Source organism: bacterium (assembly GCA_030530825.1).
Lineage (GTDB): Bacteria > Patescibacteriota > Saccharimonadia > Saccharimonadales > Saccharimonadaceae > Nanogingivalis.
Map to the genome: position 1 here is coordinate 254267 of JAUMUF010000001.1, position 26979 is coordinate 281245.

The window sequence follows — 26979 nt, forward strand, 5'->3', positions numbered from 1 at the left end:
GTCTCGAGAGTCGAGGCTATTTTCTTTAGGCTTTTTTAGTTTCGAAGAAATCTCCACTTTTCAGATCTTCTGGTAAGAAATAATTACCAAACTTCACGCGATGAAGCTCTTTTACTTCGTAGCCGACAGCGGAGAATGTGCGCCTGATCTGACGATTGCGCCCTTCGCTCATTGAGACGCGCCAGTGATTTCGAGAGTCGTCGAGCCGCTCGAGTCCAAGCTGTGAGCGCCCATCGGGTAGATTAATGCCGAAATCTGCAATCATCTGTTGGTGAAGTGGTTCGAGCGGTGCGTCGATTCTTATAAGATACTCTTTAAGTTTTTTGAACTTCGGATGCGTCATCTTGAAGGTAAAATCGCCATCGTTAGAAAGCAATAAAAGGCCGCTTGAATCTTTATCAAGGCGCCCAACTGGCTTAAGTGAATGGTACTTTTTTGGTAAAATTGCGTAGATCGTCTCATTGTCGCCCTGCTTTTTGCGAGAGCAAACGTAGCCACGTGGCTTATTGAATAGAAGGTAAATTTTAGCCGTGGAGTTAGAGATTATTTTGTCGCCAACTCGCACTTCATCCGTTTCTTCGACTCGGGCGCCAAGTTCTGCTTTTTTGGAGTTGATGTAAATTTTTCCATCGGAAATTAACTCATCTGCTTGTCGACGAGAAATTCCAAGCTGGAGCGCAAGAAATTTGTTAAGGCGATCGCTCATTTACGCCTCAAAATCGAGTCCGCCGAGCATTCTTTCAAGGTCGCTATTTAATGCTGCTTCTTGCTCTCGGTTATTATTGGGTAGAGGTGAAATTACTCTTTCTCCAGATTGTTGCTCGGGCTCCTCTTGTGCAAATCTTGCCCTTGGCGTCACATCCTGAAAATACGCTGGGTTGGGCTGAAGATTAGCTGGCGGCGCAATTGGCGCAGGTTGGGGAGTCCGTGGATCACTCAAGGGCTGTGGATTCTGCGTGGTTTGAACAGGATTAATAAACTCAAAGTGTTGACCTCGTGGTTGAGGTGCTGGCGCAGGATTTGGCTGAGGGATTGATGTTTGATGAGGTTGGAGCTGCGATTGAATTTCTGTCTCTCTTGGCTGAATTTGCGGTTGTTGTACTGCTGGTCGCTCGCTACTTAAGTTCGGCGCGGAAGTCCTGATTGGACTTGCAGCCTCATTGCTTCTTGGAATTTCTGGCTGAGGTGTCGGACGAAATACTGGCTCTGGCTGTTGCTGAATTTCTGCTTTTGGTGGTTGTGGAAGTTGTTGCCCGTTAGGAACATTTTGCGCTAAATTTTCGAAAGCTGGTGCTGGTTGAGGTTGAGGAATTGGCGCAGGTTGCGGAGCCTGTATAGGCTGAATATTTGCTGCAGGATTGGGTGCGATATTAGGCATTTCGAAATTTTGAGGTGCGCTAAAATCTGCCATAGGCGTTTCAATAGGAGTTTCTGCTGTAGGGTATTGTTTATTGGCGGTGCGTTGCTCAGGAGTTAAGTGTCCGTCTTCAAGCACGTCATGAACAGTCTTCACGACATCTTCAATGCCAACTTGAGACTTGACGAGATATCTGTCTGCACCAAGCGCTTCGCCTCGCTGGCGTTGTTCTTCGCTAGAAAGCGCTGTCATCATAATCACTTTGATTCCGCGAGTTTCCGTAGTCGATCGCAAAATATCTAACATATCAAAGCCGGATATTTTAGGCATCATCACATCGCTAATGATTAGATTTGGTCGCTCTTTGATCGCCATAGCCAAGGCTTCTTCACCATCTCCAGCGGAAACGATGTCGTAACCCTCCGCTAATAATCGCACGCCGTAGATTTCGCGCAAACTTTTGTCATCTTCTACCAATAAAATCTTTGTCATATTACTCCTATTATATAATTATTTTTGTCGAAAATCCATAGTTTTTATGCTTAATTCTGCCGATTTTGCTGCTGTTGACGCAAAATTTCCATCTGTTGAAGGTAGGCTTGGCGTGACGCCTCGATCTCCGCTAGAGTTGGCATCGGTCGGGCGGCTTGATACTGGCTTGTGACTGCTGGCTGTGGTGGCGCCTGAATCTGTTGTTGTGTCGGCTGATATTGATAATTTTGTTGAAGGTTTTGGTGCTGCGCCGGTGGGTAATTTTGTTGAACTATCTGCGGCTGCACAGCTTGATATTGCTGAGATAGCTGTACTTGCTGAGCCGCCAGCATCTGATTGTGTTGAGTTACGGGCTGTGTTGGGGCTTGCTGTGTAATCGGTGTCTCTTCGAAATTCAGATTCTGATCCTTAAATTCTCTACTTTCAATATTGATTTCGGCGGTAGAATTGACTAAATCAAAACCTTCGCCGAGGTTTTTAGCCTTCTCCTGAAACTCGGTTTTTTGTATTTCTCTTGCTCTAAAATTTTCTGCCTGTTCGCGAGTAATTCTTGGTAGCCTCAAGATAAAAACACTGCCCTTTTGCCACTCGCTCTCAACGCGCAAAGTTCCGCCAAGGCTCTCTGCTAATTTTCTCGACAAATAAAGCCCAAGCCCGGTGCCGCCGATTTCTCTGGTGGCAGAATTATCCACGCGGTAGAATTTTTGGAATAAATGTGGAATATCTTCTCTTGGAATGCCGATACCGCTGTCTTTGACGGAAATTTCAACAAAATCTCTCTCGCCAGTCACGCCAACAACCACATCGCCTGCTGGGGTGTATTTTATTGCGTTTTCGAACAGATTGTTAAGAATTTCGCGCAAATGATCCCTGTCTGAATGAATATAGAAAACCGGAGAAATTGTGTTGACGCCGGATTTGTTCTCGTCTAGGTCGAAGATGTATCGAAGTCCTTTGCTCTCAGCCTTAGCCCGAAGCCCATCCCAGACCTCGCGTGAAAACTCTACCGCGTCCAAAACTACCGGCTCGTTTTTTAGCCGCCCATCTTCTGCCTTAGTTATATCTAGTAGATCTTGAAAAAGTTGCCCCAAATGCTTGACATTCTCGTGGGCTTTTTCCAGATAAGATTTGGCGCGGGCGTCGATTGTAGCAGTAGCAGGATTAAGCGCCAAGCCAAGATAGCCCTCGATGCTCGCAACAGGGGTGCGCATCTCGTGGCTGGCTGTAGAAATAAATTCAGTTTGCTCGCGATTTTCTTGAATTTCTTTTGCGATATTGCGAAATACTACCACAAAGCGAGAGTTCTGCGCATCAATCGGGTTAATATGAAGAAAAATCGGTATGTTTTTACCGCCCTGTGTTTTTATAAAATATTCTCGAGAGGTGAGTGGAGTTGGATTGGCGATGAATTTTTTGATCGGATTTTCTTGAGGAAGAAGTTCTCTACCCTCGCTGTTGGTGAGTTTAATTACAGACTCAAAAGTCAGCCCAAAGGCATCCGCCTGTGACCACCCAGTCATATTTTGGGCGGCGGGGTTAATTGTTTCAATGTCGCCATTTTGTCCGATCGCAATCACGCCATCGTCAATAGCGTTCAAAATAGATTGACTATCACTTGATAGACTGGTTTTAATCTTTGGAGTGTTTTTCTTCTTAAATCCGAACATTGCCCAACCTTTATGCTACAATTTTAGCATAAGCTTCAATCATTTTCAATATATCTAAAAAAGAAAAAGCCTCGATATTTCGAAGCTTTTTCTTGGCTGGGAATGAGGGATTCGAACCCCCGATCATGGGACCAGAACCCACTGCCTTACCGCTTGGCTAATTCCCATTGCTCTACCATTTTAGCAAACTTTCCGCCCAAAATCAAGAAATTCTTTTGATTTTCTGCTCAAGATGTGATATAATCAGAGAGAATTGTTTTATTAAGTTTAACCGAAAGGAATAAAATGGCTAAACATAAAAGTTGGCACGGCGCAGACATCAAAAGAAAGCGCAAAATGCTTGAAAAAATCGCCAAGCGCCGCGAAGCAAAACGCCGTGAGCGAATCGCCGCAGCCTTAGCAGCAAAATAATTCGAAATTTATTTCGATAATAGAATCACTTCGAACTTCGGGGTGATTTTTGACATTTGTTCATTTTTATGATAAAATAATCAAATCTATCTTTTCTTGAAGTCTGAAATAGGATTTCAAAATAAATTTTGGAGGTGAAAGATGGAAGCACTTGTTAATTTTAAGGAAATCATTGAAAATATTCAGGCGCGCGTTGATGCGGGCGAGTTATATTTTTGCTTTCTTCATGATCTTGGTCTTGATCAGATTGGCGAAATCTGTAATCTAATCTCTGAGATGTCCAAGACTGATGACACGGTTCTGGATGTTGAGCCAGACGATGTTCTCGAAAAGCGTCTGGTTGCTCTTCTCTTTGATGAAGAAAAATTGGTGGCTTTTGTGACGCTTATGGCGCCATTCGAAAATGAACTCGGTATGCGTCTTGGTGAGGTTGGCACGATGTTTACCCTGCCAGAGTATCAAAAGCAAGGCTTTGCGACTTATCTCGTCCATAAGATTGACGAAGAAGCCGCACGATCAGAGGATATTGACGGCACTTACGCATTCCTGAACGGAAAATCTGATATGCCGTTTGTGCTTTGTGGATACTCCGCTATGATGAAAAATGGCTTTACTGATGATGAAGTTCTCGTGGCGGATTTCTTGCCTCATCAGGCGGAAGATCTTTGTCGAACAATCTGTAAGAATGAACTTCTTCTTTATAGAGATAAAGTTGAGGCGGGTATGGATCCAGATCCTGAAATGGAAGAAAAAATCCTCGCCTATTTCAAAGATCGAGAGCAAGAATTTTTGAATAAATTTTCAGAAATTAGCCAAAAATATTTCGAAGAGTGGTACAATGGCGATCGCTCCGAGAAGCAATGGCATATCCTGCTCGGGTCTGATTCTATATCTCGCCGACATATGGCGATTTATAGCGAAAATTCCTTCAATCGATTGCTTTGCTGCAATTTGGTTGTTGGTAAGATTTTCTAACATTTCGCTCCGATTTTGGAGCGATTTTTATTTTCTGAATTTTTGGTTGTTTTGAGACTAAATCTCGCGCAAAAAATCCTTACAAATTTGGTAGAAATCGGTAATTTTTTGTTTATAGATGAACTCGTTTTGGTGGTGTGCCTCTGAAAATTCGCCCGGCCCAAAGACGACGATTTCTGCGCCCAAACCATTGACGAAGAACGCCTGATCGGTTGCGCCGGGGCTGACGACGGCGGAATTATCGCCAAGATTTGCGACTTTCGTTAGGGTTTTTACCACCTTGGAATCGCTCGAAATCAAGCAAGATGGTGCAGGCTCGCTGTGATATTTCCATGAAAAATCAAACTCTTTTGCGAGCGAGTTGATAAAATTCTCGAAGTCGGCGTCGAGTTCCGGCGTAGTCCTTATGTCGCAAATCAGAGTCGCTTCGCCCGCAGTTTTGTTAGGGCTGGTCGAATCACCTGCGCTCAGACTTGTTGCGACGATACTCGGCGCGCCGAGAATTTGATTTGAATATTTCTCTTGAAGTTTTTGGTAAATATTGTCTAAATTTTTTGTGAATTTTGATGCTTTTGCCAAGGCTGATTTTTCAAAGTTGTCCTGCTGACTTGCGTGTCCGCTTATTCCCAAAAAATTAAATTCGACAAAGCGATTTCCGCGATGTCCGACTTCAATCTGTTGGTTACCTGTTGGCTCACTGATAAGACCATAGATTTCTTCATAATTTCGGCCTGATTTTTTGAGCCACTCAGCAAATTTGGCACTTCCCGAGCCATCGATTTCTTCGTTCGAAACAGCCACAAGCCAAAGGTCGAAATCCGCTCTTTCGCCATTTCCTGCCCAAAAGTCAATATCCGAGCAGAAACTCGCTGCGATTCCTGCTTTCATATCGCTTGCGCCAAGTCCAATTATTTTTTCATCTGTTTCTATTGCTTGCCAAGGAGAATTTTGCCAGCCTGAGAGATCACCACTCGCAACTGTATCGATATGACCAGTCAAGATCACCGCGCGCTTCGAACTTTTAGATTTTTCATTTCGAAACACACCAGCCACAAAATCTGCCGTCCGCTTAACTTCTGCTCCGTTTTTACTCAAAAATCGCTCCAAAAATTCCAAAATTTGCGCTTCGTTGCCAGATACGCTGGGGATTTCTATCAATTTTTTAGTGAGATCAAGTGAATTTTCCATAATTATATTATACGCTTTTATTTTCGAAATTCAAAATCCGCCCAAAAATCTGGAAATTCCGCACTAAATAAAGTATAATTTTAGTATGAAGCAGATCCGTTCAATTATCATTCGCAATTTTATTTCACCAATATCAATCGCAATATTTTTGCTGGCGATAGGACTTTTGGCTCTTGGCGAAGACCGTGATGCGTGGTTTATATCTGTTGTAATTTTAATAAATTCCGCAATTGGGTCAATCCAAGAAATCCGCGCATATTTAACTTTGAAAAAAATTGAACTGATGAGCCAGCCGCGAGCGAGACTTTTGAAAGAAGATGGCTCGAGTGAAGAGATCTTATTTTCCAACTTAAAATCTGGCGACAAAATCCTGCTCCAAAATGGTGATGAAGTCCCTGCCGATGCGAAAATTATCACCTCTAATGGTCTTGAGATTAACGAGTCTATGCTTACTGGAGAGTCGATTCCAATCACCAAGTCTGCTGGCGAAAAAGTTCTTGCTTCCGCGATAGTAGTTGCTGGTGATGCCGTTGCGGAAGTCTTGGCTGTCGGTGATGCTACTGAATCCGGCCAAATGACCGCTCGTCTCAAGTCATACAAGCCACAACTTACTCCAATCCAAAAAAACATCCAGCGTCTGATCACTTATCTTACTTATTTTGCGATTTTTTTGGCGATTGTTGTGATTTTTCGCTATAAATTCTTGGGTCAGACAGATGTTGTAATCTTAAAAACTATCACTTCTGCCGTTGTCGTATTGGTGCCGGAGGGATTGCTTCTTGCCAGTTCGCTCTTCTTTGCGTATGGTTCTCTTAAACTTCTTCAAGCCAAAGTCTTGCCGCAAAAAATTTCCGCTATCGAAGATATGGCGCTTCTCGAAGTCTTGGCTACCGACAAGACCGGCACACTGACTTCACCTGAGATTGAGTTTAATGATTTTGAAATTTTGGATAAAGATCTCGATGAGGCGAGCCTTGGTGCGATTTTGACCGCGCTAAACTCGCAAAGTAAGGATAAAAATGCCACTGCGCGAGCGATTTTGAAGCAGTTTTCTGAAGATTCGAAAAAATCTTCTCAGGTCAAAATTTCTGATTTTGTGCCCTTTTCTTCATCTCGAAAATTGAGCGCTGCCACTTTAACTATAAACAAAAAATCTCAAAGCGTCGTTTTTGGCGCGCCAGAATTTATTTTGCGAAATTTTGCCGATTCGAAACTCGCCGAGCAGACTTCGAAGCGCATCGAAACGCTCGCGTCCAAGGGGTTGCGCGTACTTCTTCTCGCTGAATTTGCCGAAAAACCCTCGAACAAAAAGTTGGAGAATCTGATCGATTCTGGCGCAAAGTTCCGCCCACTGGCAATCGTGACGCTCAAAAATTCCTTGCGCGAAAACGTCCGCGAGACGGTTGACTTTCTTCAAAATCGTGGTGTAAGTATCCGTGTGATTTCGGGCGATAATCCGCTGACCGTGAGCCATATTGCGGCGGAAGCTGGCGTCAAAAACGCGGAAAAATTCATCACCGGCGCGGAACTTGCGGAATTTTCTGAGCAGGATTTTGAAGCAGCGGTTCTTGAAAATTCGATTTTTGCGCGCGTACTTCCAGATCAAAAAGAAAAAATCATCGGCATATTTCAAAAAAATCAACTTTATACCGGTATGATTGGTGACGGTGTTAATGATGCGTTGGCGATCAAGAAGGCTGATCTCGGGATTTCTATGTTTGACGCGGCTCCAGCGACTCGGCGCGTGGCGGATCTTGTGTTGATGGACAATAGTTTTACTTCCTTGCCGAGCGGGGTTAAAATTGGTAATCGGATTATGCTTTCCATCGAAATGATAGCGATTTTGTTCTTCCATAAAATTATTTTTGGCACGACGATTTTATTCATTACGATGATTTTGGGTTTGAACTATCCATTTTTGCCGCGACATATCACTTATATGAATTTTATTCTTGTGACGATGCCAACGATTCTTGTGACACTGTTTCCTCCGCTCCCAACGCGCAAGATTAGCCCCAAGGATTTTTGGCGAGATACTCTTGGGAATGTTGCGCCGATTGCCGTGCTGACGGGCGTGGATATTTCCGTGATCTATGTTGGGCTGATTTTGCCGTTTAATGCTGATTTTATTAATTTTGAAACTTTCCGCGGCTTGGTTGAATACTTCGACGCGCCTTTGATTGAGATTTTGCCCAAGAGTAATTTTGAACTTCGTGGAATTTTGGCCACTGTTGTGATTTCTACGGCGTATTTTGGTTTTCTTGTGGCGATTTTGGGTGAAAAAATGCTTCACTCGCGCACTGTTCGCAATACTCGTATCCGTCGATTGTTGTATCTCGCGGGAACGATTGTGTTTACTGGTGCGATTTTTGGCAATCGGTTCCTTCGAGATTTTTTCGAATTTAACTTGCCGAGCGGTAAAAAAATCTGGTTCGTTCTTGGCGTGATAATTTTAGCGTCCATTATTCAAATACGCTTGATGCGCCGTAAGCGTGATAAGTAATTTCGAAGAATAAAAAAGCCACCCGAGTGGGTGGTTTTTGTTAAAGTTCAATGAGCTTAGTCTTTGAGTAATATTTTTTCTTGGCTCTATCGACCTCTTCTTTAAGAAAATTCTCTACTTTATAAATTAGCTCATCATGTAAAATCGGGGCGTAATTGTAGCTATCTTCATCATATGATGTTCTTATTGCGTATGAATGTATTTCGAAATATATATTTGCTAAGAGATATATTCCGAAACGCTTTTTCTCTCGTAAATTAACTTCAACTCCGCGAGATCCGAGAGTGTATGTTATTGTAAAATCTGTATCTTTTTTACCGGAGCCATAAAACACAATTTTATTTTCAGAATATTGCTCAGTAATATTTTCGCTTATTAGATATTTAGCTAACCTTCGCACTGCGTTAAGTGATAGTATGAAGACATACTCTATCATATAAAAGTCCTTCTTTCTTTTAGAATAAATATATTTTACCACTTTTCCGAACAAAAATCAACCCCGCCCTTTTTCGAGCGAGGTTTTTGATTTTTTCTTCGAACTACTTTTCGAACTTCTTTATCTTATTCGAAAAGAATTTGTGAACTTCGACCAATATTATTGGAGCAATAAATGCCAGTAGGCTCACGCTAAGTAAATCTTCAATCTTAACCGGTGAAACGTGGAGAAATTGCGCGAGCGGAGTGAAAATCGCAAGAAGTTGAAGGATGATCGCGACAGCCATTCCAACCCAAAATGCGGGATTGAAGGCGCGAGACCCTTTGGTAAAGATTGACTTATCTAAGTTGCGCGCATTGATTGCGTTGGCCCACTGCATAACAACCAAAAGTGTAAATGTAAGTGTGCGAGCAGTATCTACCCCAGAGGTCTGAGCATAGTAATTGTAGGTCGAAATCGCCATTATAGCCATTAATATCGCAACCCAGATCATCCGCAATGCGTGAGATTTTTTAAGAATTGGCGCGTCAGGAGCGGATGGTTTTTGCTTCATAATATCTCCCGTAGCAGGCTCAAGTCCGATAGGGATGATCAAGGCGGAGTCAGTGACTAAGTTGATCCACAAAATCTGAACCGGCACAAGCGGTAGTGGAATACCCAAAATCAGTGCGCCGATCATTGTCAAAGCCTCGCCGGCGTTGGTGGCGAGAGCATAGAAGAGCATTTTTGAAATATTGGAAACAATTATCCTGCCCTCTTTCATCGCGGTGACGATTGACTTAAAGTTATCATCAAGAAGTACAATATCGCCCGCATCTTTGGCGATCTCACTACCTGAGCCCATAGCGAAGCCGACATTAGCGCCGGCCAGCGCAGGAACATCATTTACGCCGTCACCTGTCATTGCGGTGATTTGGGATTCTTCAAGCACTTTAAGAATCTTGAGTTTAGTTTCTGGGGTGATTCGAGCAAAGACTAGAGATTTTTCTACTGCTGATTTAAGTTCTTTATCGTTCAAATTATTTATACGGCTTGCATCAAAAATTTGTTCACGGCTGTCGGCTAAGCCTAATTTGGTGGCAATATGGAAGGCTGTTTCTGGGTGGTCGCCGGTGATCATCCGCACGGATACGCCCGCCGCCCGCGCTTGCTTGATGGCGGCTGCGCTGGTTTTTCGCAAAATATCAGCCACGGCGATTATCCCAGAAAATTCCCACTTTTCGCTTGGAGAAACTTCGCTCAGATCGGTGATTTCTTTCGAAAAATCTTTCTTAACAATGGCGAGAACTCGAAACCCGTTAGAGGTGAAGTGTGCGATTTTTTCAAGCACGATTTTTTTGTCTTTTGTTGGCAAATTAGAATTTTCAAGCAGTTTTTCTGGCGCGCCTTTAGCATAAAGCGTAAAGTCTTTCCCTGTGTGAAACAGATTGCCACTCAATGCTAAATCTTGGTTGAATCCAAAAGCGTGGAGTGGCTTGGTTTCCGCCAGACTAACACCTTTAAGGCGCGAAAATTCTTCCATCGCCGTGTCGAGCGGATCGTGGGTTTTGGCGGAATTATTCTTGGAACGGAAGATATTTTCGAAGAAATTTTGCTCGTCTTCGAAGGTGAAGAACTGCTGAATTGTGAGTTTATTCTCTGTCAAAGTTCCAGTTTTGTCAGTGGCGATTGTAGTGATAACGCCGACGGTTTCAATTGCGCGGAGATTGCGAACGAGCGCTTTTTGGCGCGCCATTCGTCGCATTCCAAGTGCGAGAATAATGGAAATTGCGATTGGTAAGCCTTCTGGTACAACCGAAACGCTGAGACTCATCACAAATTTTAGGCTTTCGAGTAAATCCATCCCGCGGTAAAGGCTAAGCCAAAATGCGAAAACCGCCATAGCGATCGTGGCAAGAATAATTTTTTTGACCAAGTTGTTGACCTTTTTTTGAACGGGGCTTTCGCTGGAGATTTCTGAAGAAAGTTTGGCGAGTTTACCGAATTCTGTCCTCTCGCCAGTCGCCGTCACGACTGCCACCAAGTTGCCAGAAATCACAAACGCGCCAGAAAACAACATATTGATTTGCTGGTAGGCCTCAAGATTTTTGCTGTCCAAGGCGTCGGCGGTTTTGGAGATTGGCAAAGATTCGCCCGTGAGCAAACTCTCGTTGACACGCACGGAGTTGGCGCTCAAAATCCGCGCATCGGCGGGGACTTTGTCTCCTTCTTTTAGGTTCAAAATGTCGCCTGGCACGAGTTCTGTCTGGCTGATTTGTATGACTTTTCCGTCGCGGACAACTTCGACAATTTGCTCGCTGGTTTTTCTAAGTTCACGCAGGATTTTTTCTGTGGAATATTCTTGAATGTAAGAAATTGCCGCATTAACGCCAACAATCGCAAAGATAATGATTGCGTCCAGCGTGTCGCCGTGAAAGACAGAAACCACGCCGGCAAAAATCAACACCAACATAAAAATGTCGAGAAGCGGCTCGAGAATCTTCTTCCAGATTGGCTTGCCGGCGACTTTAATTTCATTCAATCCAAATTGCTTTTGTCGAGATTGAACTTCCTTTTTCGAAAGCCCCTGCTCGCTGGAGTTAAGTTTTTTAAGCGTTTCTTCTACGGAAAAATTATAAAAATCCATATCTATATTTTAACATAAGCGAGAATTTTTGGCAAAAAGAAGCCACCCGGGTGGGTGGTTTTGGGTTAGAGTTCAGCCTCCTCGTTTCCCGAATGGAATGAGGTCATAGCCTTCTCGACCTTCACTTCTATAAATCTTTTGGCGCGATCTGAAATAGATTCATTTATGTATCTGTACTTACTGTATAAGGGTTCATCGTATTCGACAGCAAGCGAATTATCGATCAACTCGAATGTTATTCCTGCAATAACAGTGCCTCCGCCGCTGGTATCGTGCATTGCGTAAAGTTTGATTTTCGAAGTGGTTTTATCGAAATACATTCGAATTCCGAAAAATCCCCCGTCAGGGTGATAGAATGATATTGTATTTTCGTCATCCTGCGACTCCTCGATGGCAGACCCTCCGGCTATTAAATCCTTAGCTAGCTCCCTTGCTAGGTTTTCGGAAAATGAAAGCGAAAGTGAAAATGTGAAACTCTTATCCATATAAGGTCCTTCTTTCTTTTAAGATAAATACATTATATCATTTTTTCGGTAAAAAGTCAACCCTGCCCTTTTTGAGCGAGGTATTTTAAATCAACAATTCAATAATAATTCAATAATCAAAACTCCGATTATGAAAAATATTGATTCTATAACTATGCTTTTTTGTATATTTTTAAATAAGATGTTGCCGGAATATATAGCACAAAATAGACTAATATATAGAAAAATTATGGCATATAGATTCCAGAACGGCATTACTCTGTATGTAAAATACAAAAGCAAAGATTGTACAGTAAATGTTGCGAAGAACAAGAGTGGCGCAGGATCTTTTTCTGCGCGAGAGCGACGAGAATATTGACTCATCGAGATCACCTCCAAAAATATTTTTCAGTATCTTATTATAGCAATGGTGCAATAAAAAATCAACCCCGCCATTTTCAAGCGGGATTTTGATTTTCGAAAGGAATTTTGAACTATTTTTTAACAAAAAGTGATTTTGGATTGACGATTTTGCCGTATGAGAGTGTGCCGTGCTGGAAAATTTTGACCGCCAGCCAGATTGCTAACGCGCCAAAAACCACCAGAAGCCCAATTCCAATCATTGCTTCGCTTTCGGGTAAAGTACCGAGCGTATTTCTGAGGAGAAGCGCTATTGGCGAAGTTGGCGGGAAGTAAGTCAACGCATCAACTACAATTGTTTTTTCTGCGCTGAAGAACATCGGCATCACAAAGAACGGTGCCATCAAAAGCAGAACGATAAAGCCAAAATAATTGGAGGCTTCTTGTGCGGTTGGCATTGCAGCGCCGAGCGCAATAACAAATCCAATAGTCATCGCAAGTCCGAAAATCAGAATCAGCGCACTCTTGAAGATCGTCCAAGTGTCAAAATTGACATTGCTGAAAATTCCGCCCACATCAGGGAGTCCCAGCACCTCACGGAAGTTGAGCGCGATCAGGATTGGTACGAGTAGTGTCAAAATCTGTATTACGCCCAAGATTGCGATTGAGATAATTTTTCCCAAAATCAATGTTCTAGCGGAGATGCTTGTCAAGATCATCTCTGTTACTCGGTTTTCTTTTTCTTCGGTGACGCTTGTGAGCATTCTGTTAGACAAAAATACCACTATGAAGTAGAACACCACCAAGAATATTGCTGGCGCGACCATTTCGCGGAGTGGATTGTATTCTTCGCCATCACGGAAAAGTTTGTCTTCTACCGAGATTGCATCATTTACGGCTGCGAGTTTATTCTTGTCGATTGTCTCGATTGAAGAATTTTTCAAAAGCGATTTAATTACAGCAGAATATTTTCCGTTCTCGTTGAAATTTTTATATTTTCCGTAAACTTGGACTTTTTCTTCGCCCAAATTTTTAGGCACGAAGTAAAACGCGTCCAAATCGCCCTTTTTGACCTTTTCGATGGAAGAATTTTTATCTTGAGAGATTTTTCCGCCAACGCTCTCGATAACTTGTGGCGCCAAGATTGAACTTTCATCACGGATTTCGAAGGAGAATTTTTCTTTAGCGAGTTTCTCGGCGGACTCTGCGGCTTGCTTGCCGGATATATTGCCTAGCCAGAAAAATACGCCATAAAACGCTGGAATCATCAAAATTCCTAGCCAAAAAGTTGGTTTTTTGAGCGTGCGACCAACTTCAAACTTGATGACTGTGCCGAGATTAAACATTTTTTGCCTCCGTTTCAGAATTCTGATCGCCATAAATCTTCAAGAAAATCTCATTCAAAGTTGATTTTTGGACATTAAAATTGGTAATTGTCAAATTTTCGAAGTTTGCGAGTTCCTGTAGAATTTCGCGTGGGCTTGCCACTGGCTTAATTTCAGCGTAATTTGCTTCTTTTTTGATAATTTCGAAGAGTTTGGATTCTGGAAGATCGCCAGAGAATTCCAAGATTATGCGATTTTCGCCGTATTTGTCGCGGATCTGGTCGATCGTGCCGTAAGCTTCGGCTTTGCCGTTTTTGAGCAAAATCGCTCGCTGGCAAAGTTTTTCAACTTCTTCCATCTGGTGAGTGACCATCACGACAGTAGCGCCACGGGCGTTTTCTTCCTTGATAATTTCCATCAAGAGTTCACGGTTGACAGGGTCAAAGCCTTTTGTTGGCTCATCAAGAATCAGCAAATCAGGCTCGCCAATAATAGTGATTCCGAGTTGGATTTTTTGCTGTTGACCGCCAGAGAGTTTTTCAATTTTGAGATCTTTTTTATCTAAAAGGCCTACACGCTCCAAGAATTTATGAGAAAATTCCAGCGCTTCTTTTTTAGAAAGTCCTTTTAATCGAGCAAAATAAACCATCACATCGATGACTTTTTCTTTTTTATAGAGCCCTCGCTCCTCTGGCAAATAGCCAATTTTGTGCGATTTTTCTGGGCTAAACTTCTCGCCGTTTAATAGAAGTTGTCCGCTGTCGGGTGTGTAGATTCCGAGCAATGCGCGAATTGTGGTGGTCTTTCCGCTTCCGTTAGAGCCTAAGAAGCCAAAGATCTCGCCCTTTTTTACTTCAAAATTCAATCCATCGATGATCTTTTTTGAACCAAAAGACAGATTAAAATCTCTGATCTCAATGATATTTTCTTTCATAACTCCATTTTATCACGAAATCTCAAAAAAAAAAAAAAAACGATTTTGCTTATTTTGTAATAAAATCCGCCGCCCGCTCTCGGTCATAATATTTTTCGAGAAAATCTTTTTTATACTCAAAGAAGTTACCGTTTTCAAGACTTTCTCGGATTTTATCGACAGTATTGATTACAAAATACTCATTGTGAATCGAAGCCAAAGTGCTTGCCAGAATTTCATCGGCACGGAAAAGATGGTTGATGTAAGCCTTGGTGAAGTTCTGGCAAGTATAGCATCCGCAATCCGCGTCAATCGGCGTAAAGTCCTCTTTGAACTTGGCGTTAGAAATGTTAATCCTCCCACTATAAGTAAAGAGAGCGCCGTTTCGGGCCTGACGAGTTGGTGCTACGCAATCAAAAGTATCGATACCATACTCAACGCCCAAAAATAAATCCGCAGGTTGCGCGCCCATCCCGAGTAGGTGTCGTGGTTTATTCTCTGGCAAAGTTGTATTGACCCAAGTTAAAACTTCTGGAATTTCTTCTGGTTGAAAAATTCCGCCAATACCATAGCCCTCAAAGTCTTTCGACCCCAAAAATTCTGCTGATTCTTTTCGAAAATCTTCTTCTCGCGCACCCTGAACTACGGCAAAAAGCGCCTGAAGCGGCTCGCCTTTTTTCAGATGCTCGCGGTTAAGTTGATCGTGCCGCGTTAAGCATCGCTCCGCCCAAGCGTGAGTTTTGTCTAATGCGGATTTGATCTGCTCTCGCCCCGCAAGAGGTGAGGTCAACTCATCAAACGCCATATGGATGTCGGCGCCAATTTTGTGTTGAAGTTCCATCGAGATTTCGGGCGACATAAAAATCTTCTCGCCAGAAATGTGTGACTTGAACCAAACGCCATCTTCGCCAACTTTGGCCAATTGCTCGGCAGAATGCTTAGCCAATTTCGAAGAGCCCTTTTCTGTATGCGAAGTTGCGTCGATGCCTTTTTTGTAGGCCATTCCCAGTGAAAACACCTGAAATCCACCGCTGTCCGTAAAAGTCGGTGCCGGCCAATTCATAAATTTATGGATTCCGCCGGCTCGTGCCAAAATATCCGCTCCTGGTCGAAGCATCAAATGATATGTATTAGCCAAAACTGCCTGCGCGCCCGTGCTTCTGATCTGTTCAGGAGTGAGCGCCTTGACAGTAGCGTTGGTTCCGCCTGCGATGTAAGCGGGTGTTTTTATCTCGCCGTGTGGAGTTTTGATGATTCCGGTTCTTGCGAGGGTTCCGTCAAGGCGAGTTTTAATTTCGAAGTTGATTGCTTTCATTTTGTCCTCAGATGATTTTTTTGTAAGAAATTCGCTTAAAAGTCCGCCAAGTGCCCACGCTATCGGCGTTAAAACAGCGCAATTCGCCATCTTTAATTTCTGCGATTTCGACCAATGCTGGGTTGTATGGGACGCGCGTTTTGTAATATCGAAGTTCCTCATCAGAAATATGATGTCGCGATGGGAAAATCTCTAAAAATTGAAGTCTTGCCCGCTCGGAAAAATACTTTTTTTGACCATTTGGCGGAAAGATTTTGGCAGATTTTATGTTCATTTTGGATAAGAATTTTTGAATATCGCCGAGCGTCAGCCGAGATTCGCCAGAGATAAATGCATAAAGTTTGCCTTTTTCTGCGCGAAAAATAGTCGCTTCAGCAGAATAACTTACTGCCATATCGCGCGCCAAGACTTCATCGAATTTTAACTTAACTTCGAAGTGTTTTTGGATAAATTCTTCAAGATTTTTATCTGAGTAGGTTGATTTCATGAAATTATTTTACCACAAATTGGGCAAAAAATAAACACGCGTGTTATAATATTTATATGAGTTTTGACTTTGATGAATTTGCCGACCTCTTGGACCAGCCGAGCGAGAAGGTAGAAAATCTCGTGCCACTTTTTACGGTTTCCGGATTTGTTGAAACGGCTAATCAGATTTTCGAAACGGCCGCACCTTTGGTGATGATTGAGGGTGAAGTTTCGAGTTTCAAGATTAATCAAGGTAAATATGTTTTCTTTGACCTTAAAGATAAAAAATCAACGCTGCCCTGTTTTATGATGCTTTATCAGATGAGATTGCCGCTTGAAGATGGTATGCGTGTGGTTGCGACGGTTCGCCCCAAGATTACTGATTGGGGCAAATTCAGTCTGACCGTTGTTGAGATCAAGCCGCAAGGAGAAGGTGAACTCAAGAAGAGTTTTGAGATTTTGAAGAAGAAACTTGAAGCAGAGGGCCTTTTTGATCAAAGCAAAAAACAGTCTATCCCTGTTGGGTCTAAAAATATCGCCGTGATTTCAAGCACACAGGCGGCTGGATATGCTGATTTTATTAAAATTTTGAATCAGCGTTGGGGAGGAGCGCGCGTGCGAGTTGCTCATACGCAAGTTCAAGGAGCGAGCGCCGCTAACCAGATCGCCAGCGCTATTGAGTATTTTAACAATCTTGATGATAAGCCTGAAGTTATTGCGGTAATTCGTGGCGGTGGATCGGCGGAAGATTTGGCGAGTTTTAATGAAGAAGTTCTGGTGCACGCGATTTTTAATTCCAAGATTCCGATAATTACTGGTATTGGTCACGAGATTGATGATAGTTTGGCTGACTTGGCGGCTGATTTGGCGGCTGCTACTCCGAGTCATGTGGCGCAAATTCTTACTCCAGATAGGATGGCTGAGATTGAGATTATTCGTTCTCGAATTATCCGAGCTGGTGATTCTATCGTTTCGAAAATTGGCTTGGAAATTTCCAATATTGCAGAAAAGCGCGAGAGTTTAATGACTGTGATTTCGGAAAGTATCGCAGATGTGCGAGCGGAAATTTCTTCCAAGAGGCGATTGCTGGAAAATCTCAATCCAGAATCAGTTTTGAAAAAAGGCTATGCGATAGTGAGAGGCGTTTTATCAGAAAAACAAGAAATTGAGATTGAGTTGTTTCAAAAAATAATTAAAGCGGAGGTAAAAAATGTCAGAGAAAAATAATATAGAAAATCAAATTGCGGAGATCGATGAGATTTTGCGCCAGATTGAAAATGGCGAGATATCTTTGAGCGATGTGAGTGGTAAGTATCGCGAGGCTCTGGAAAAATTCTCCAAAATTGAGAATGAACTATCTAAGATAGAGAATGAGATTGAAGTCCTCACGCAAGACTTTTCAAAATAAAATCGCCCCGCAGGGCGATTTTTAATTATATTTGACTGTCTGGATAAGTTTATCAAAGTCTGCGCGGAATATGTCTGCGTCTGTTCGCATCATCAAGGTCTTATCGTTGACCTTGAAGAAGTATGCGACACCACGAATCCGATCATCTTTGTTGGAGTGTGGGAATAATCCTTCAAGTTTGGTTGCGTTTTGGCCATTAGCGATTGTGTTGGTTGATGACAATTCGCCCTTTTCGATGGTCTTTTGATATTCCTCTAAGACTTTGTCTAGTGGAAGATTATAGATTGCCACACGGAGTGCAAATCGCTGTTGAGTCTTTGAGTCTCGGGGTACGAATGGGACTACTTTTGGATGAAGATAGGCTGTGTAATGCTTTCCGCCAGCTCCATCTGTGTCAACATATGCGCTCCAAGTTTTTGGGAACATAAAACGGACTTTACCCAAATCCTCTGGCGCGTTAAACTCGGTATTTGGCTCTTTTTCTCGCTCAGCGTATTTTTTCTCTTGAAGTTCACCCTCTTCCTTTTTAGCCTTAGCAACTTCTAGTGCAACCTTATTATCTACGCCATTCTTCTCTTGAGAGTACTGCAAGTATGACCAAACGCCAAACGCACCCATACCAACAAGTGCGACAGTTAATAAGATAATTACAATCGTGGAGCCCTCTACGGCACCGTTCTTAAAATTCTTTTTCATAAGCCTATTATACTTGTGTTTATCTAAAATTTCAAGACTTTAGTCCAAGATTATTCGAGATTTGTTTAGTGAAAATGTTCCGTTTGAATTTTTAGCAACTGAAAACAAAAACTTATCATTGGCGGATATTGAGGATTTGAAGTTCTCCGATTCCACAACCACTCTTTTGTTTGACCCATCAAAGTCTTCCCAGATTATTTTTCCGTTTTCGATGCTATAAAGTATAAAGTTGTCCACCCAGTATTTTTTACTGCTTGTTAGATTGTAAGATTTTATGGTTTCGAGATCGATGATCTGATTTTTTTCAGGAGATGAAAGAAGAATCATTCGATTTTCCTGATTGAGTTCTATATTGCTGGGTGTGAATTTTAAAGTAAAAGTCTTGTAAATTTTTGGCGAATACGCGCCTCGCCAGTCACTTCCCTTATAGATTGTTAGTATATTGTCAGTTAAGATATGGACGTAATTTTCATTGTAATAGCGCCCCATTTCTATTTTGGGCGTATGAGTAATTGATTTCTTGATAGTAGTTTTTTTGCCATTTTTATCAAGGACTTCGACTGTAAAATCACCATCTTTTATTTTTCTCGAAACTAAAATTGAATCGTTATTGTGGATTTTAAGATCAAGAACGCCAGTTGTTATGTTGGCTGATACTGTAGAATTATCGAGGTTTATTTCTCGAAGGTCGCCAGAAATAGTTGAATAAAGCCTTGTAAAATCTCGATTTGCTGGTGTGATATTTTCGAAGTTAAGATGAAAAATCTCTGTTAGATTGGTTGATTTTTCTGGATTTTGTGTGTCTATGATGAGATTTTGTGTTTCTTTACCCTTTTTCCATTGAGCTAAGATTCGTGAGCCATTTTCGCTGATTTTTTTGAAAGATATTGTTGAAATAACTTGTTGCTTTTGAGTCTCGATTTCCGGATTGTCTTCTATATTAAAGATAGAATCGGGCAAGATAATTTCAGTTAATTGTTGGTTTTCTTCTTCCAAATTTATTTTGTATATCTTAAACGATCCGCCATTTTGGGCGACAATGATGCTCCATTTTTTGTCTGCGGAAAATATAATATCTTGAATTTTTTCAAAGTTGAAGAATTTTTTTGAAGTTAGTTTTTCTGGCAGAAGTCTCGCGTAGTTAAGCCATAAAATCTTACCAGCGTCAACCTGTGCAGTTCTCCTCCATGTGGTATAGTCTTTCTTTGATATTTCGAAATTGTAGACATTAGGGTCGAGTTGACGCTTGGTGTTAGTTGTGTCATTGATTTGCGTGCCATTTATCTTGACATTAGCGTTATTTGGTGTGGAAATAAATTGAACTAGCCCCGTCTGATGAGGATTGCCTTTGGGTGTTATTGTCCAACCTTGTGTTAAAAATACAGCAACAAAAACAACAGATAAGACGAAGATGATCGCCAAGATATTTTTAGAAATATTTATCACCGCTTGACGGCGTTTATTTTCAAAAATCATTGACATAATTATAACCCTTTTTATTGAAAAAATCAAGCGGATTTCAGTTGGAGAACGATTAAATTCTCGATGTGTGGTGTGCGTGGGAAGAAGTTGTAGCCACGAGCATAAATGATCTCGTATTTTTCGCTTAAAATTGCCACATCGCGGGCTTGAGTCGTCGGGTTGCAACTGAGATAGATGACTCTCTCTGGCTGTGTTTGGAGAATTTTGGCGCAGACTTTTTTGTCCATACCTGCGCGCGGAGGATCAACGATTAGATTAGCGCCAGTTTGGATAAAGTCGAGCGCATTCTCGCTTGGAGCCAGGATCGCTTGGGCGGAAGTTTCTCGCCCTAAAACTGCGATGTTTCTGCGCATTTCTGCCACAGCTGATTGATTGATTTCTACCATTGTGAGTGCATTTTTGCCGATAGTTAGCCCGATTGAGCCAACCCCAGAATAGAGATCGACGGTTGGTTTTTTGCTATCAAGAAATCGCTCCATATCGCGTAGACTCTGCTCGTAAACTGGTAGATTTATCTGGAAAAAACTCTCGGTTGCATAATTAAAATCAACGCCCAGAACGCTGTCGGTAAGATTTTTTTCGCCACTAGCTTGGAGGATTTTGGTAATGACGCTGGCTGGAGATTTTGGATTGGAGAAAATTATTTCAAAGGATTTGAAATTTAATTTTAGTAGTTCTTCATCTGTAAAAATCGGAAAATCCTCTTGTTTTACATAAAGTTGCGCAGCAATTTGATTGTGCTGATTGGCTCGAATAAGTAGTGTTTTTAGATCTCGGCTCGAAGTCTTCCGCGCGCGTAAGATTTCAAGGACTTTTTGCCCTGCTTCGTTGATTTCTGGTTGCGTAAGACTTGTACCGAACACTGGAATTTTGCCTTTGCTTCCACGCTTGAAAAATGCCAGATTTAACTCGCCGTCATCACTGTCTTCGTATTTTTCGAACCAAAAAGAAAATTCTACCTTGTTGCGATACTCAAAAATCTTGCCGTCTGAATAAAATTGATCCAAGTTGGAGAGATCGATTTTCTCTTGTCGAAAACTCTCCAAAATCAATTCTTGCTTAGTTTTTTGCTCAAAATCAAAGTCGAAAATCTGCCACGGACTGGTCGAAAGATAACTTTCTGGATCGCGCGGAGTAATCCTCTGGGGCGAACTTTCTAAGATTTCAACCGCAAAGCCCTCGCAGAATGACGATTTATTTTTGGTGATTTGAATTTTAGCCGTTTCTCCCGGTAAAACGCCCCACGCAAATATCTTTTTACCGCTGTCAAGCGTGCCAAGCGCTTGACCACCAGGGGTGATTTTGTCGAATTTTGCAGTTTCGAATTTAATTTTTCTCGCCATAATTTCTATATTTTACCATTTTTCTGCTGATTTTTCCAGATTTCTAGCCACTCTTCACCCACGAGTTGGCTTGGCGTGCGCGTGCGGAACTTTCTGCCGCAGTTGTTGAGATAAAAGTTCTTGTTGGCAAACATTCGGTCAATGAAATCACAAAAATCGCCAATTTCTTGCCTTGCGATCAGCGGAACTTCTCGCCTTTTCATCTCAAAAAACACTGTTTCGACTGCAGGCGGCGGTGTAAAATCAGTTTTTCGAAGCGGCTTTTTGATTTTTGCCTCAAAGAATGGAAAAATCTTGGCGCCCAGCGCAGAAGTAAAATGCTGGTTGCTTGAAATTAGTTTTTTAGCAAATTGCTTTTGAAGAATTAAATAAGCCGATTTGGGCGGATTGCCAGAAAAGACTAACTTTTGAATAATTTCCGAACTCAAATGGAACGGAATGTTGGCACAAACCTTATAATCCTTTGGTAATTTGTTGAGATTGAAGTGTAGAAAATCAGCATTTAGGATTTCTACATTTTTTAAATCTCGAGTGTTTTGCTTTAATTTTTGGAATGTTGAGCGGTCGAATTCAATCGCTAAAACTTGAGCCGATTTCTTGCTCAAAGCATAAGTTATAACACCACTTCCTGCGCCAATGTCAAGAGTAAAGTCACGCTTTCTGATGTTGGTGTGGCCAACGAGCATTAGCGCAATTTTGGGTGAACGCAGGAAGTTTTGCGATATGCGGTGATTTCGAGCCATTTACTCGTATCTCAACGCCTCGATTGGGTCTTTTTTGCTTGCTGATCGGGCTGGAAGACTTCCCGCCAAAAAGGCAATAATCATCACGATTATAGTGATTTGAATTGAACTTTGAAGAGAAAATTCAGTTAAGTTAAAGCCTTCAAGACCTTTCAAGAAGTTCTCCGCGGCAAATTTGTTGAGCGAATTTCCTGCTCCAATAGCCGCCAAAATCCCCAAGATTGATCCAAGTACACCAATTAGTATCGCTTCAAAACTAAACAGCGCAAAAATCTTCCCGCCAGAAAGCCCCATCGCTTTCATTAAGCCGATCTCGCGAGTCCTCTCGCGCACGCTCATATAAAGAGTATTGATGATGCCAAAACTTGCTGCAATCAGCGCAATCGCGCCAAATACGGTTAGCGCGCCAGTAATCCCGTTGACGATATCTCTAACAGATTGAATTCTATCCTGAAGTCGCGCAATCGAGTAGCCACGCTTTGCAAATTCTTTTTTAATATTGTCGAATTTTTCATCATCAGTCGCCAAAGTTTCATCATTGAAGTAAAAATACGCGCCAAAATATTGCTCGCGAGTTTCTGCTGGCAAGGTCTTGGTGTTGAAGTCATAAATCTCTTGGGCTAAATCTGTAGGAAGAAGCACCGAATTGGATTGGATTATATTTTTATTCAAAATTCCAACGATTTTAACTTCGAGAATTTTATTTTCTTTAGTTATTTGATCTGAGATTCGAAGTTTAAGTGTCTTATTGATAATATTTTCGGCCGAAATATCAAACGCTTCGAGGTAGTCTTGCGTTAACATAACTTCTCTGTTGTTTTGTGGAAGTCGACCTGTTTTGATATCTGGCGCAAAATCATCACCAAAAACTAGTCCGCCAGTTTTGAACTTTTTGCCGTCGCCAATCTGAATATAATCTATCGTTGACTGGATAGTTGGCTGGATGCTGTCTTTTTTGACTTCTGACATATCTTCAATCTTAGCTAAGTCGTCTTTGCTCAGCAACTTAAAATTGCCATCGCTTGGGCTGGCGTCTTCTTTGAACTCTTGAACCCCTGTCGATACGAGAGCGGATCCTTCTTGCTTTTTGTTGATTGTTATGGCGCGACTATTGCCAAAAACTGCCAATTGTTTATTGATATAAGAATTAACACCGGTATTTACGCTTGAAGTCAGGGCAATTGTAAAAGCGCCGACAAAAATCGCAATCACGGTCAAAAATGTTCGGCCTTTATTTCGCCAAAGGTTAACGCTCGAAGTTTTCAATATGTCGATGAAATTCATTATTTTTCTCCTTTCGAAATGATCTTTCCGTCGCGAATGTGTATTTGGCGATCGCATTTTTCCGCCAAAGCCTCGTCGTGTGTGACGATGATTAGTGTGATTCCTTGATTTTTGTTAAGGTCAAAGAGCAATTTTTCAACTCGCTCACCCGTATTGGAATCGAGATTGCCTGTTGGCTCATCTGCGAATAAAACCTTAGGTGAGTTGGCGATTGCGCGAGCAATACAAACGCGCTGCTTTTGTCCGCCGGACAAATTGTTGGCTTTGTTCTTAGCCTTGTCGGCAAGATCAACCGCTTCAAGCGCGTGCATTGCGATGTCTTTTCTTTTGCTAAAAGGCACACCTGCGATTTTTAACGGTAAAATCACATTTGAGAGAACCGTATCTTTAGGATTCATAAAAAATTGCTGAAAAACAAAGCCAAAGGTGTGGTTGCGTAGTTTGTTGAGTGCGCGCTTTTTTAGTTTGGTTGTGTTTTGTCCGTCGATTAGGATTTCACCCTCGGTTGGCTTGTCTAGCGTGGCAAGCAGGTGCATCAATGTTGATTTTCCTGAGCCGGATTTTCCGACGATGGCTACGCTTTCGCCCTCTTTTATTGAGAGAGAAATATTATCCAGCGCCTTAAAAAAGTTGTTGCCGTCGCGATAAACTTTGGTTAAATTTTTGACTTCAATTAGATTCATAGTTCTCCTTAATTTATAATCTTATCTCGAAATTTTTAATTCGTTGGAAGGCTCTTCTTGACCACTAACATTCCTTTTATGGCGTGGTTTTTTCTTCTTGGAAATATTTATGCCTTTTTCTTCGAGCAGTTTAGAAATATCTTTAAGACCATTGTTCGGCTCTTTTTGCTCAGCCGTGTTGGGGCTGATTTTTTTAGGGTTTAAGTTAGAAGAAAAATCGACTTTTCCGCCAGAAAATGCAGGCGTAATTGGTTTAATTTCCGCCTTACTTGGTCGAAGGTTTGGCCTGTTTGCGGGCTTTTGAGTTTCTTGGCGGTAAGATTCTGGTTTGCTCCAATCCCAACCACGAGCCTCAGCCATTTTTTTATTGATCATATTTTGCGGTATTGCCACGGCTGCTTCAACGATCTTTTCGGCTTCAGCGCGAGGAACGGCGTAAGTTTGCCGAGTATTTTCGACAATTTTGAATGTTTGATCATTGAAAGGCTTTGGTAGAGTCAAAGTTGTAGCAGAAAATGGTGAAGATTTCTCGCCGTTGATGATCATTGTCATTACAAAGTGTCGGTTGTTGAGACTCATCAAGTCGGAAGAGTCGAATTGAGGCTTGAATTGCTCCGCCAAAATTGGCGCATCTTCAACTGAAACTCGGAAAGATATCATCGAGCCGACATTCCCGAAGACGGCATTTCGAACGCTGTCCGTCATCTGGGACACATACTGATTGGCGACAGTCAAAGTTAAACCGTATTTACGGATTTCGGATAAAATCACAGCGAATGAATCCGTCGCAAAGTTTTGGAACTCGTCCACGTAGAGATGGAACGGACGACGATCTTCAATCCTCTCGATATCTGCGCGGGATTGTGCCGCCAATTGAATCTTGGTAACAAGGAAGGACCCCAGGATTGCCGCATTGTCCTCACCAATCAAACCCTTAGATAAGTTTACTACCAAAATTTTGCCTTCATCCATAATTTGTCGAATATTGAAAGTGGACTTTGGTTGGCCAATAATATTACGTATGATCGGGTTGGTGGTGAATGCTCCAACCTTGTTTAAGATTGGCGCAATCGCCTCATTGATTTGCTTTTCACTCCATTGGCCAAATTCGTCCCGCCAGAATTTAATTATGGCCTTATCCTCGACATATTTATCGATGGTTTCCTTTCGAAATTCCGTATCTGTTAATAAGCGCGAAATATCAAGCATTGTCGTATCTGGGCGTTCGAGCAAAGTCAAAAGACACCAGCGCAAAATATACTCGAGGCGTGGACCCCAAGAGTCGCCAAACATACGCTTCAAAACACCAATCACCTCTGATGAGATATTGGTTTTGCGCGCAGGATCGTGGACTTCTAGCGGGTTAAACCCGAGAGGAAACTCTGTGTCGCTTGGGTTGAAATACACGACATCCTTTAAGCGATGCTCTGGGATGAAGCGCAAGTTGTTTTGTGCAAAATCGCCGTGCGGATCAATAATTGCATAACCTTCATTATGAAAAATATCAGATAATGCCAAAAGTTCGAGAGCACCAGATTTACCAGTTCCTGTCTGACCTATAATATAGAGATGGCGCGAGCGATCTCGACGAAGCATTCCAAATTGGTGATTGATTCCGCGGAAATTGGTTAATCCAAAAGCAGATATATTCTCGTCAACGGTATGGTCACCTGTGAGAATTGGTAACTTTGAAGGTGGTTCAGCAGTCTTGCTTGAAGCCCAGACGATGTTGGGTGTCTCGACATTGGTGTGCGGTAAGTGCCAAACGCTGGCGAGTTCTTTTATGTTCAGAATGAATCCGCCGTCAAAAAACTCACGATTCTCGAAGTTGTCGAGATTGGAGCGATCAAAAGTTGCCCTAACCATCTTGAAGCCGTTAAGGTTGGTGCTATTGAACTGCTTAAATGTTCCTGTTAAGGCTTGGATTTGGAGACGAGCAGTAGTCTCTTCATCGCCGAGATACGCCAATCGTATTTTAACCCTATAGCCAAGTTTAGTAGCCTTTTCTTCCGCTTTAGAAACACGAGTTTTGTCGCGCTCGGAAAGTTCTTTCTTCTCGTCCTTCTTCTCGCCTGATTCTGGCGGTTTGATTAGCGCACCAAAAGCCTGCACTAGCCATTTCCAGTCTAGTTTGAAGCCCTTTTTGCCGTCTTTGACTTTTTTGATCCATTCGTCTGATTTTTTATGCCAATCATCTGCAATTGGGCGAATCAAAACTTGTGTCCAGATCTGGTCGTTAGTGCCATCTAGTTTGGCCAAAGTCCCTGTAATTCCTGCCAGCGGGTCGACTTCAAAGCCGTCAAAAGTCTTGATCGGTAAGGCCTCATCATCTGTCAACTCTAACTCTGCAGAATAAACTACTGGCTTAAGATTGGTGGCTGCAGCGTAATCATCTTTAGACTCATAAATTTGAACAGTTGGATACTGCGCATAAATCTGCCCTTCGACAAAATTCTGAAGAATTTTCGGCACCCATACATAAAACCTGATTGCGCCATTAGTTGAAACCAACTCAAAACTCAAGTGTTCTTGGACGCCCCCGTTGTTTTTTAGCTCTTGAGCGTCGCGCAATATTCCATGAAGGCTGGCGAAGAGTTGCTCCGCTGAGAGTTCTGATTTGTCGTTGGTTTTAGGGATTTCTAGCGCAAGAAGAACCGCCTCTGTATTGAGCGCTTGGATTTTATCGATTTTTTTATAATTTTGGCGCGTTAAATATGCCAAAACAAGCACAATTGGTAGCCAAACTAAAGGGTTGAATAAAAAAGTAAAAAATGCCGACATAAGTATTTTAAGTGTAGCATAAACGCAATAAAAAGTCAAGATTGGAGAAAGAAAATCAG

Annotated in this window: 24 protein-coding genes and 1 tRNA gene; 6 read left to right on the forward strand and 19 right to left on the reverse strand. The window is 42.1% G+C overall.

Features of this window, described 5'->3' with window-relative positions:
- Window positions 1–25: 25 nt before the first annotated feature.
- The 4 genes from Q4A21_01360 to Q4A21_01375 all read right to left on the reverse strand — a co-directional run bounded on the left by Q4A21_01360 (window position 26) and on the right by Q4A21_01375 (window position 3683).
- Window positions 26–706, reverse strand: coding sequence for a pseudouridine synthase (locus Q4A21_01360; GenBank protein ID MDO4902188.1), 681 nt, complete (start codon window positions 704–706; stop codon window positions 26–28).
- The gene (locus Q4A21_01365; protein ID MDO4902189.1) at window positions 707–1849 is read right to left on the reverse strand and encodes a response regulator; all 1143 of its coding nucleotides are present in this window, start codon (window positions 1847–1849) and stop codon (window positions 707–709) included.
- Between the two features lie 50 nt (window positions 1850–1899).
- A complete protein-coding gene (locus Q4A21_01370; protein MDO4902190.1) occupies window positions 1900–3516 on the reverse strand; it encodes an ATP-binding protein in 1617 nt (538 codons plus the stop codon).
- 93 nt (window positions 3517–3609) lie between these two features.
- Window positions 3610–3683 (reverse strand) — tRNA-Gln (locus Q4A21_01375).
- A gap of 118 nt (window positions 3684–3801) precedes the next feature.
- Between Q4A21_01375 and Q4A21_01380 the strand changes: the two genes are divergently transcribed.
- Both Q4A21_01380 and Q4A21_01385 read left to right on the forward strand, forming a co-directional pair.
- The gene (locus tag Q4A21_01380; GenBank protein MDO4902191.1) at window positions 3802–3927 is read left to right on the forward strand and encodes a hypothetical protein; all 126 of its coding nucleotides are present in this window, start codon (window positions 3802–3804) and stop codon (window positions 3925–3927) included.
- 141 nt (window positions 3928–4068) lie between these two features.
- Window positions 4069–4902, forward strand: coding sequence for a GNAT family N-acetyltransferase (locus tag Q4A21_01385; protein MDO4902192.1), 834 nt, complete (start codon window positions 4069–4071; stop codon window positions 4900–4902).
- Between the two features lie 57 nt (window positions 4903–4959).
- Here the strand turns inward: Q4A21_01385 and Q4A21_01390 are convergent, their stop codons facing one another.
- Window positions 4960–6090, reverse strand: coding sequence for a M20/M25/M40 family metallo-hydrolase (locus tag Q4A21_01390; GenBank protein ID MDO4902193.1), 1131 nt, complete (start codon window positions 6088–6090; stop codon window positions 4960–4962).
- Window positions 6091–6175: 85 nt separating this feature from the next.
- On the opposite strand from Q4A21_01390, the gene Q4A21_01395 reads away from it, so the two are divergent.
- Window positions 6176–8593, forward strand: coding sequence for an HAD-IC family P-type ATPase (locus Q4A21_01395; GenBank protein MDO4902194.1), 2418 nt, complete (start codon window positions 6176–6178; stop codon window positions 8591–8593).
- 40 nt (window positions 8594–8633) lie between these two features.
- On the opposite strand, the gene Q4A21_01400 is transcribed toward Q4A21_01395, so the two are convergent.
- From Q4A21_01400 to Q4A21_01410, 3 genes are all read right to left on the reverse strand, one after another.
- Window positions 8634–9029 (reverse strand): hypothetical protein, encoded by a 396-nt coding sequence (locus tag Q4A21_01400; protein MDO4902195.1) that lies wholly within the window; start codon window positions 9027–9029, stop codon window positions 8634–8636.
- A gap of 103 nt (window positions 9030–9132) precedes the next feature.
- A complete protein-coding gene (locus tag Q4A21_01405) occupies window positions 9133–11655 on the reverse strand; it encodes a cation-transporting P-type ATPase (protein MDO4902196.1) in 2523 nt (840 codons plus the stop codon).
- Window positions 11656–11720: 65 nt separating this feature from the next.
- Window positions 11721–12140: a hypothetical protein gene (locus Q4A21_01410; GenBank protein ID MDO4902197.1), complete on the reverse strand. Its 420-nt coding sequence runs from the start codon at window positions 12138–12140 to the stop codon at window positions 11721–11723.
- 229 nt (window positions 12141–12369) lie between these two features.
- Between Q4A21_01410 and Q4A21_01415 the strand changes: the two genes are divergently transcribed.
- A complete protein-coding gene (locus Q4A21_01415) occupies window positions 12370–12498 on the forward strand; it encodes a hypothetical protein (GenBank protein MDO4902198.1) in 129 nt (42 codons plus the stop codon).
- A 115-nt stretch (window positions 12499–12613) separates the two neighbouring features.
- Here Q4A21_01415 and Q4A21_01420 read toward each other — a convergent pair whose 3' ends face one another.
- From Q4A21_01420 to Q4A21_01435, 4 genes are read right to left on the reverse strand one after another with little or no spacing between them, the layout of a single operon-like run.
- Window positions 12614–13825, reverse strand: a complete 1212-nt coding sequence (locus tag Q4A21_01420; protein MDO4902199.1) for an ABC transporter permease — start codon at window positions 13823–13825, stop codon at window positions 12614–12616.
- On the reverse strand, window positions 13818–14738 hold the full coding sequence (locus tag Q4A21_01425; GenBank protein ID MDO4902200.1) for an ATP-binding cassette domain-containing protein: 921 nt from the start codon (window positions 14736–14738) through the stop codon (window positions 13818–13820). Before Q4A21_01425 ends, Q4A21_01420 begins: the two co-directional genes overlap by 8 nt.
- Before the next feature lie 49 nt (window positions 14739–14787).
- Window positions 14788–16032, reverse strand: a complete 1245-nt coding sequence (tgt, locus tag Q4A21_01430; GenBank protein ID MDO4902201.1) for a tRNA guanosine(34) transglycosylase Tgt — start codon at window positions 16030–16032, stop codon at window positions 14788–14790.
- Window positions 16033–16039: 7 nt separating this feature from the next.
- Entirely contained in the window at window positions 16040–16519 is a 480-nt protein-coding gene (locus Q4A21_01435; GenBank protein ID MDO4902202.1) for a hypothetical protein, read from the reverse strand.
- A gap of 56 nt (window positions 16520–16575) precedes the next feature.
- Here Q4A21_01435 and xseA point away from each other — a divergent pair, with 56 nt between their 5' ends.
- Together xseA and Q4A21_01445 are read left to right on the forward strand one after the other, a co-directional pair.
- The gene (xseA, locus tag Q4A21_01440; GenBank protein MDO4902203.1) at window positions 16576–17727 is read left to right on the forward strand and encodes an exodeoxyribonuclease VII large subunit; all 1152 of its coding nucleotides are present in this window, start codon (window positions 16576–16578) and stop codon (window positions 17725–17727) included.
- Entirely contained in the window at window positions 17711–17908 is a 198-nt protein-coding gene (locus tag Q4A21_01445) for an exodeoxyribonuclease VII small subunit (GenBank protein ID MDO4902204.1), read from the forward strand. Before xseA ends, Q4A21_01445 begins: the two co-directional genes overlap by 17 nt.
- 21 nt (window positions 17909–17929) lie before the next feature.
- Here Q4A21_01445 and Q4A21_01450 read toward each other — a convergent pair whose 3' ends face one another.
- The 7 genes from Q4A21_01450 to Q4A21_01480 are packed head-to-tail and all read right to left on the reverse strand — an operon-like array spanning window position 17930 to window position 26920.
- A complete protein-coding gene (locus tag Q4A21_01450; protein MDO4902205.1) occupies window positions 17930–18604 on the reverse strand; it encodes a hypothetical protein in 675 nt (224 codons plus the stop codon).
- A 39-nt stretch (window positions 18605–18643) separates the two neighbouring features.
- Complete coding sequence (locus tag Q4A21_01455; protein ID MDO4902206.1) at window positions 18644–20080, reverse strand: PEGA domain-containing protein; 1437 nt, start codon at window positions 20078–20080, stop codon at window positions 18644–18646.
- 32 nt (window positions 20081–20112) lie between these two features.
- Window positions 20113–21429, reverse strand: coding sequence for a hypothetical protein (locus tag Q4A21_01460; protein ID MDO4902207.1), 1317 nt, complete (start codon window positions 21427–21429; stop codon window positions 20113–20115).
- 5 nt (window positions 21430–21434) lie between these two features.
- Window positions 21435–22172 carry an rRNA adenine N(6)-methyltransferase family protein gene (locus tag Q4A21_01465; GenBank protein MDO4902208.1) on the reverse strand — a complete coding sequence of 246 codons (738 nt, stop codon included), beginning with the start codon at window positions 22170–22172 and terminating at the stop codon, window positions 21435–21437.
- The gene (locus Q4A21_01470) at window positions 22173–23456 is read right to left on the reverse strand and encodes an FtsX-like permease family protein (GenBank protein ID MDO4902209.1); all 1284 of its coding nucleotides are present in this window, start codon (window positions 23454–23456) and stop codon (window positions 22173–22175) included.
- Window positions 23456–24139, reverse strand: coding sequence for an ABC transporter ATP-binding protein (locus tag Q4A21_01475; GenBank protein MDO4902210.1), 684 nt, complete (start codon window positions 24137–24139; stop codon window positions 23456–23458). The genes Q4A21_01470 and Q4A21_01475 overlap by 1 nt, the downstream gene beginning before the upstream one ends.
- Before the next feature lie 21 nt (window positions 24140–24160).
- Entirely contained in the window at window positions 24161–26920 is a 2760-nt protein-coding gene (locus Q4A21_01480) for a type IV secretion system DNA-binding domain-containing protein (GenBank protein MDO4902211.1), read from the reverse strand.
- Between the last annotated feature and the right edge of the window lie 59 nt (window positions 26921–26979).

Excerpts from the sequence above, each read along its gene's own strand:
- Q4A21_01360 (MDO4902188.1), bottom strand. The coding sequence starts at position 706 with ATGAGCGATCGCCTTAACAAATTTCTTGCGCTCCAGCTTGGAATTTCT.
- Q4A21_01365 (MDO4902189.1), bottom strand. The coding sequence starts at position 1,849 with ATGACAAAGATTTTATTGGTAGAAGATGACAAAAGTTTGCGCGAAATC.
- Q4A21_01370 (MDO4902190.1), bottom strand. The coding sequence starts at position 3,516 with ATGTTCGGATTTAAGAAGAAAAACACTCCAAAGATTAAAACCAGTCTA.
- Q4A21_01380 (MDO4902191.1), top strand. The coding sequence starts at position 3,802 with ATGGCTAAACATAAAAGTTGGCACGGCGCAGACATCAAAAGAAAGCGC.
- Q4A21_01385 (MDO4902192.1), top strand. The coding sequence starts at position 4,069 with ATGGAAGCACTTGTTAATTTTAAGGAAATCATTGAAAATATTCAGGCG.
- Q4A21_01390 (MDO4902193.1), bottom strand. The coding sequence starts at position 6,090 with ATGGAAAATTCACTTGATCTCACTAAAAAATTGATAGAAATCCCCAGC.
- Q4A21_01395 (MDO4902194.1), top strand. The coding sequence starts at position 6,176 with ATGAAGCAGATCCGTTCAATTATCATTCGCAATTTTATTTCACCAATA.
- Q4A21_01400 (MDO4902195.1), bottom strand. The coding sequence starts at position 9,029 with ATGATAGAGTATGTCTTCATACTATCACTTAACGCAGTGCGAAGGTTA.
- Q4A21_01405 (MDO4902196.1), bottom strand. The coding sequence starts at position 11,655 with ATGGATTTTTATAATTTTTCCGTAGAAGAAACGCTTAAAAAACTTAAC.
- Q4A21_01410 (MDO4902197.1), bottom strand. The coding sequence starts at position 12,140 with ATGGATAAGAGTTTCACATTTTCACTTTCGCTTTCATTTTCCGAAAAC.
- Q4A21_01415 (MDO4902198.1), top strand. The coding sequence starts at position 12,370 with ATGGCATATAGATTCCAGAACGGCATTACTCTGTATGTAAAATACAAA.
- Q4A21_01420 (MDO4902199.1), bottom strand. The coding sequence starts at position 13,825 with ATGTTTAATCTCGGCACAGTCATCAAGTTTGAAGTTGGTCGCACGCTC.
- Q4A21_01425 (MDO4902200.1), bottom strand. The coding sequence starts at position 14,738 with ATGAAAGAAAATATCATTGAGATCAGAGATTTTAATCTGTCTTTTGGT.
- tgt (MDO4902201.1), bottom strand. The coding sequence starts at position 16,032 with ATGAAAGCAATCAACTTCGAAATTAAAACTCGCCTTGACGGAACCCTC.
- Q4A21_01435 (MDO4902202.1), bottom strand. The coding sequence starts at position 16,519 with ATGAAATCAACCTACTCAGATAAAAATCTTGAAGAATTTATCCAAAAA.
- xseA (MDO4902203.1), top strand. The coding sequence starts at position 16,576 with ATGAGTTTTGACTTTGATGAATTTGCCGACCTCTTGGACCAGCCGAGC.
- Q4A21_01445 (MDO4902204.1), top strand. The coding sequence starts at position 17,711 with ATGTCAGAGAAAAATAATATAGAAAATCAAATTGCGGAGATCGATGAG.
- Q4A21_01450 (MDO4902205.1), bottom strand. The coding sequence starts at position 18,604 with ATGAAAAAGAATTTTAAGAACGGTGCCGTAGAGGGCTCCACGATTGTA.
- Q4A21_01455 (MDO4902206.1), bottom strand. The coding sequence starts at position 20,080 with ATGATTTTTGAAAATAAACGCCGTCAAGCGGTGATAAATATTTCTAAA.
- Q4A21_01460 (MDO4902207.1), bottom strand. The coding sequence starts at position 21,429 with ATGGCGAGAAAAATTAAATTCGAAACTGCAAAATTCGACAAAATCACC.
- Q4A21_01465 (MDO4902208.1), bottom strand. The coding sequence starts at position 22,172 with ATGGCTCGAAATCACCGCATATCGCAAAACTTCCTGCGTTCACCCAAA.
- Q4A21_01470 (MDO4902209.1), bottom strand. The coding sequence starts at position 23,456 with ATGAATTTCATCGACATATTGAAAACTTCGAGCGTTAACCTTTGGCGA.
- Q4A21_01475 (MDO4902210.1), bottom strand. The coding sequence starts at position 24,139 with ATGAATCTAATTGAAGTCAAAAATTTAACCAAAGTTTATCGCGACGGC.
- Q4A21_01480 (MDO4902211.1), bottom strand. The coding sequence starts at position 26,920 with ATGTCGGCATTTTTTACTTTTTTATTCAACCCTTTAGTTTGGCTACCA.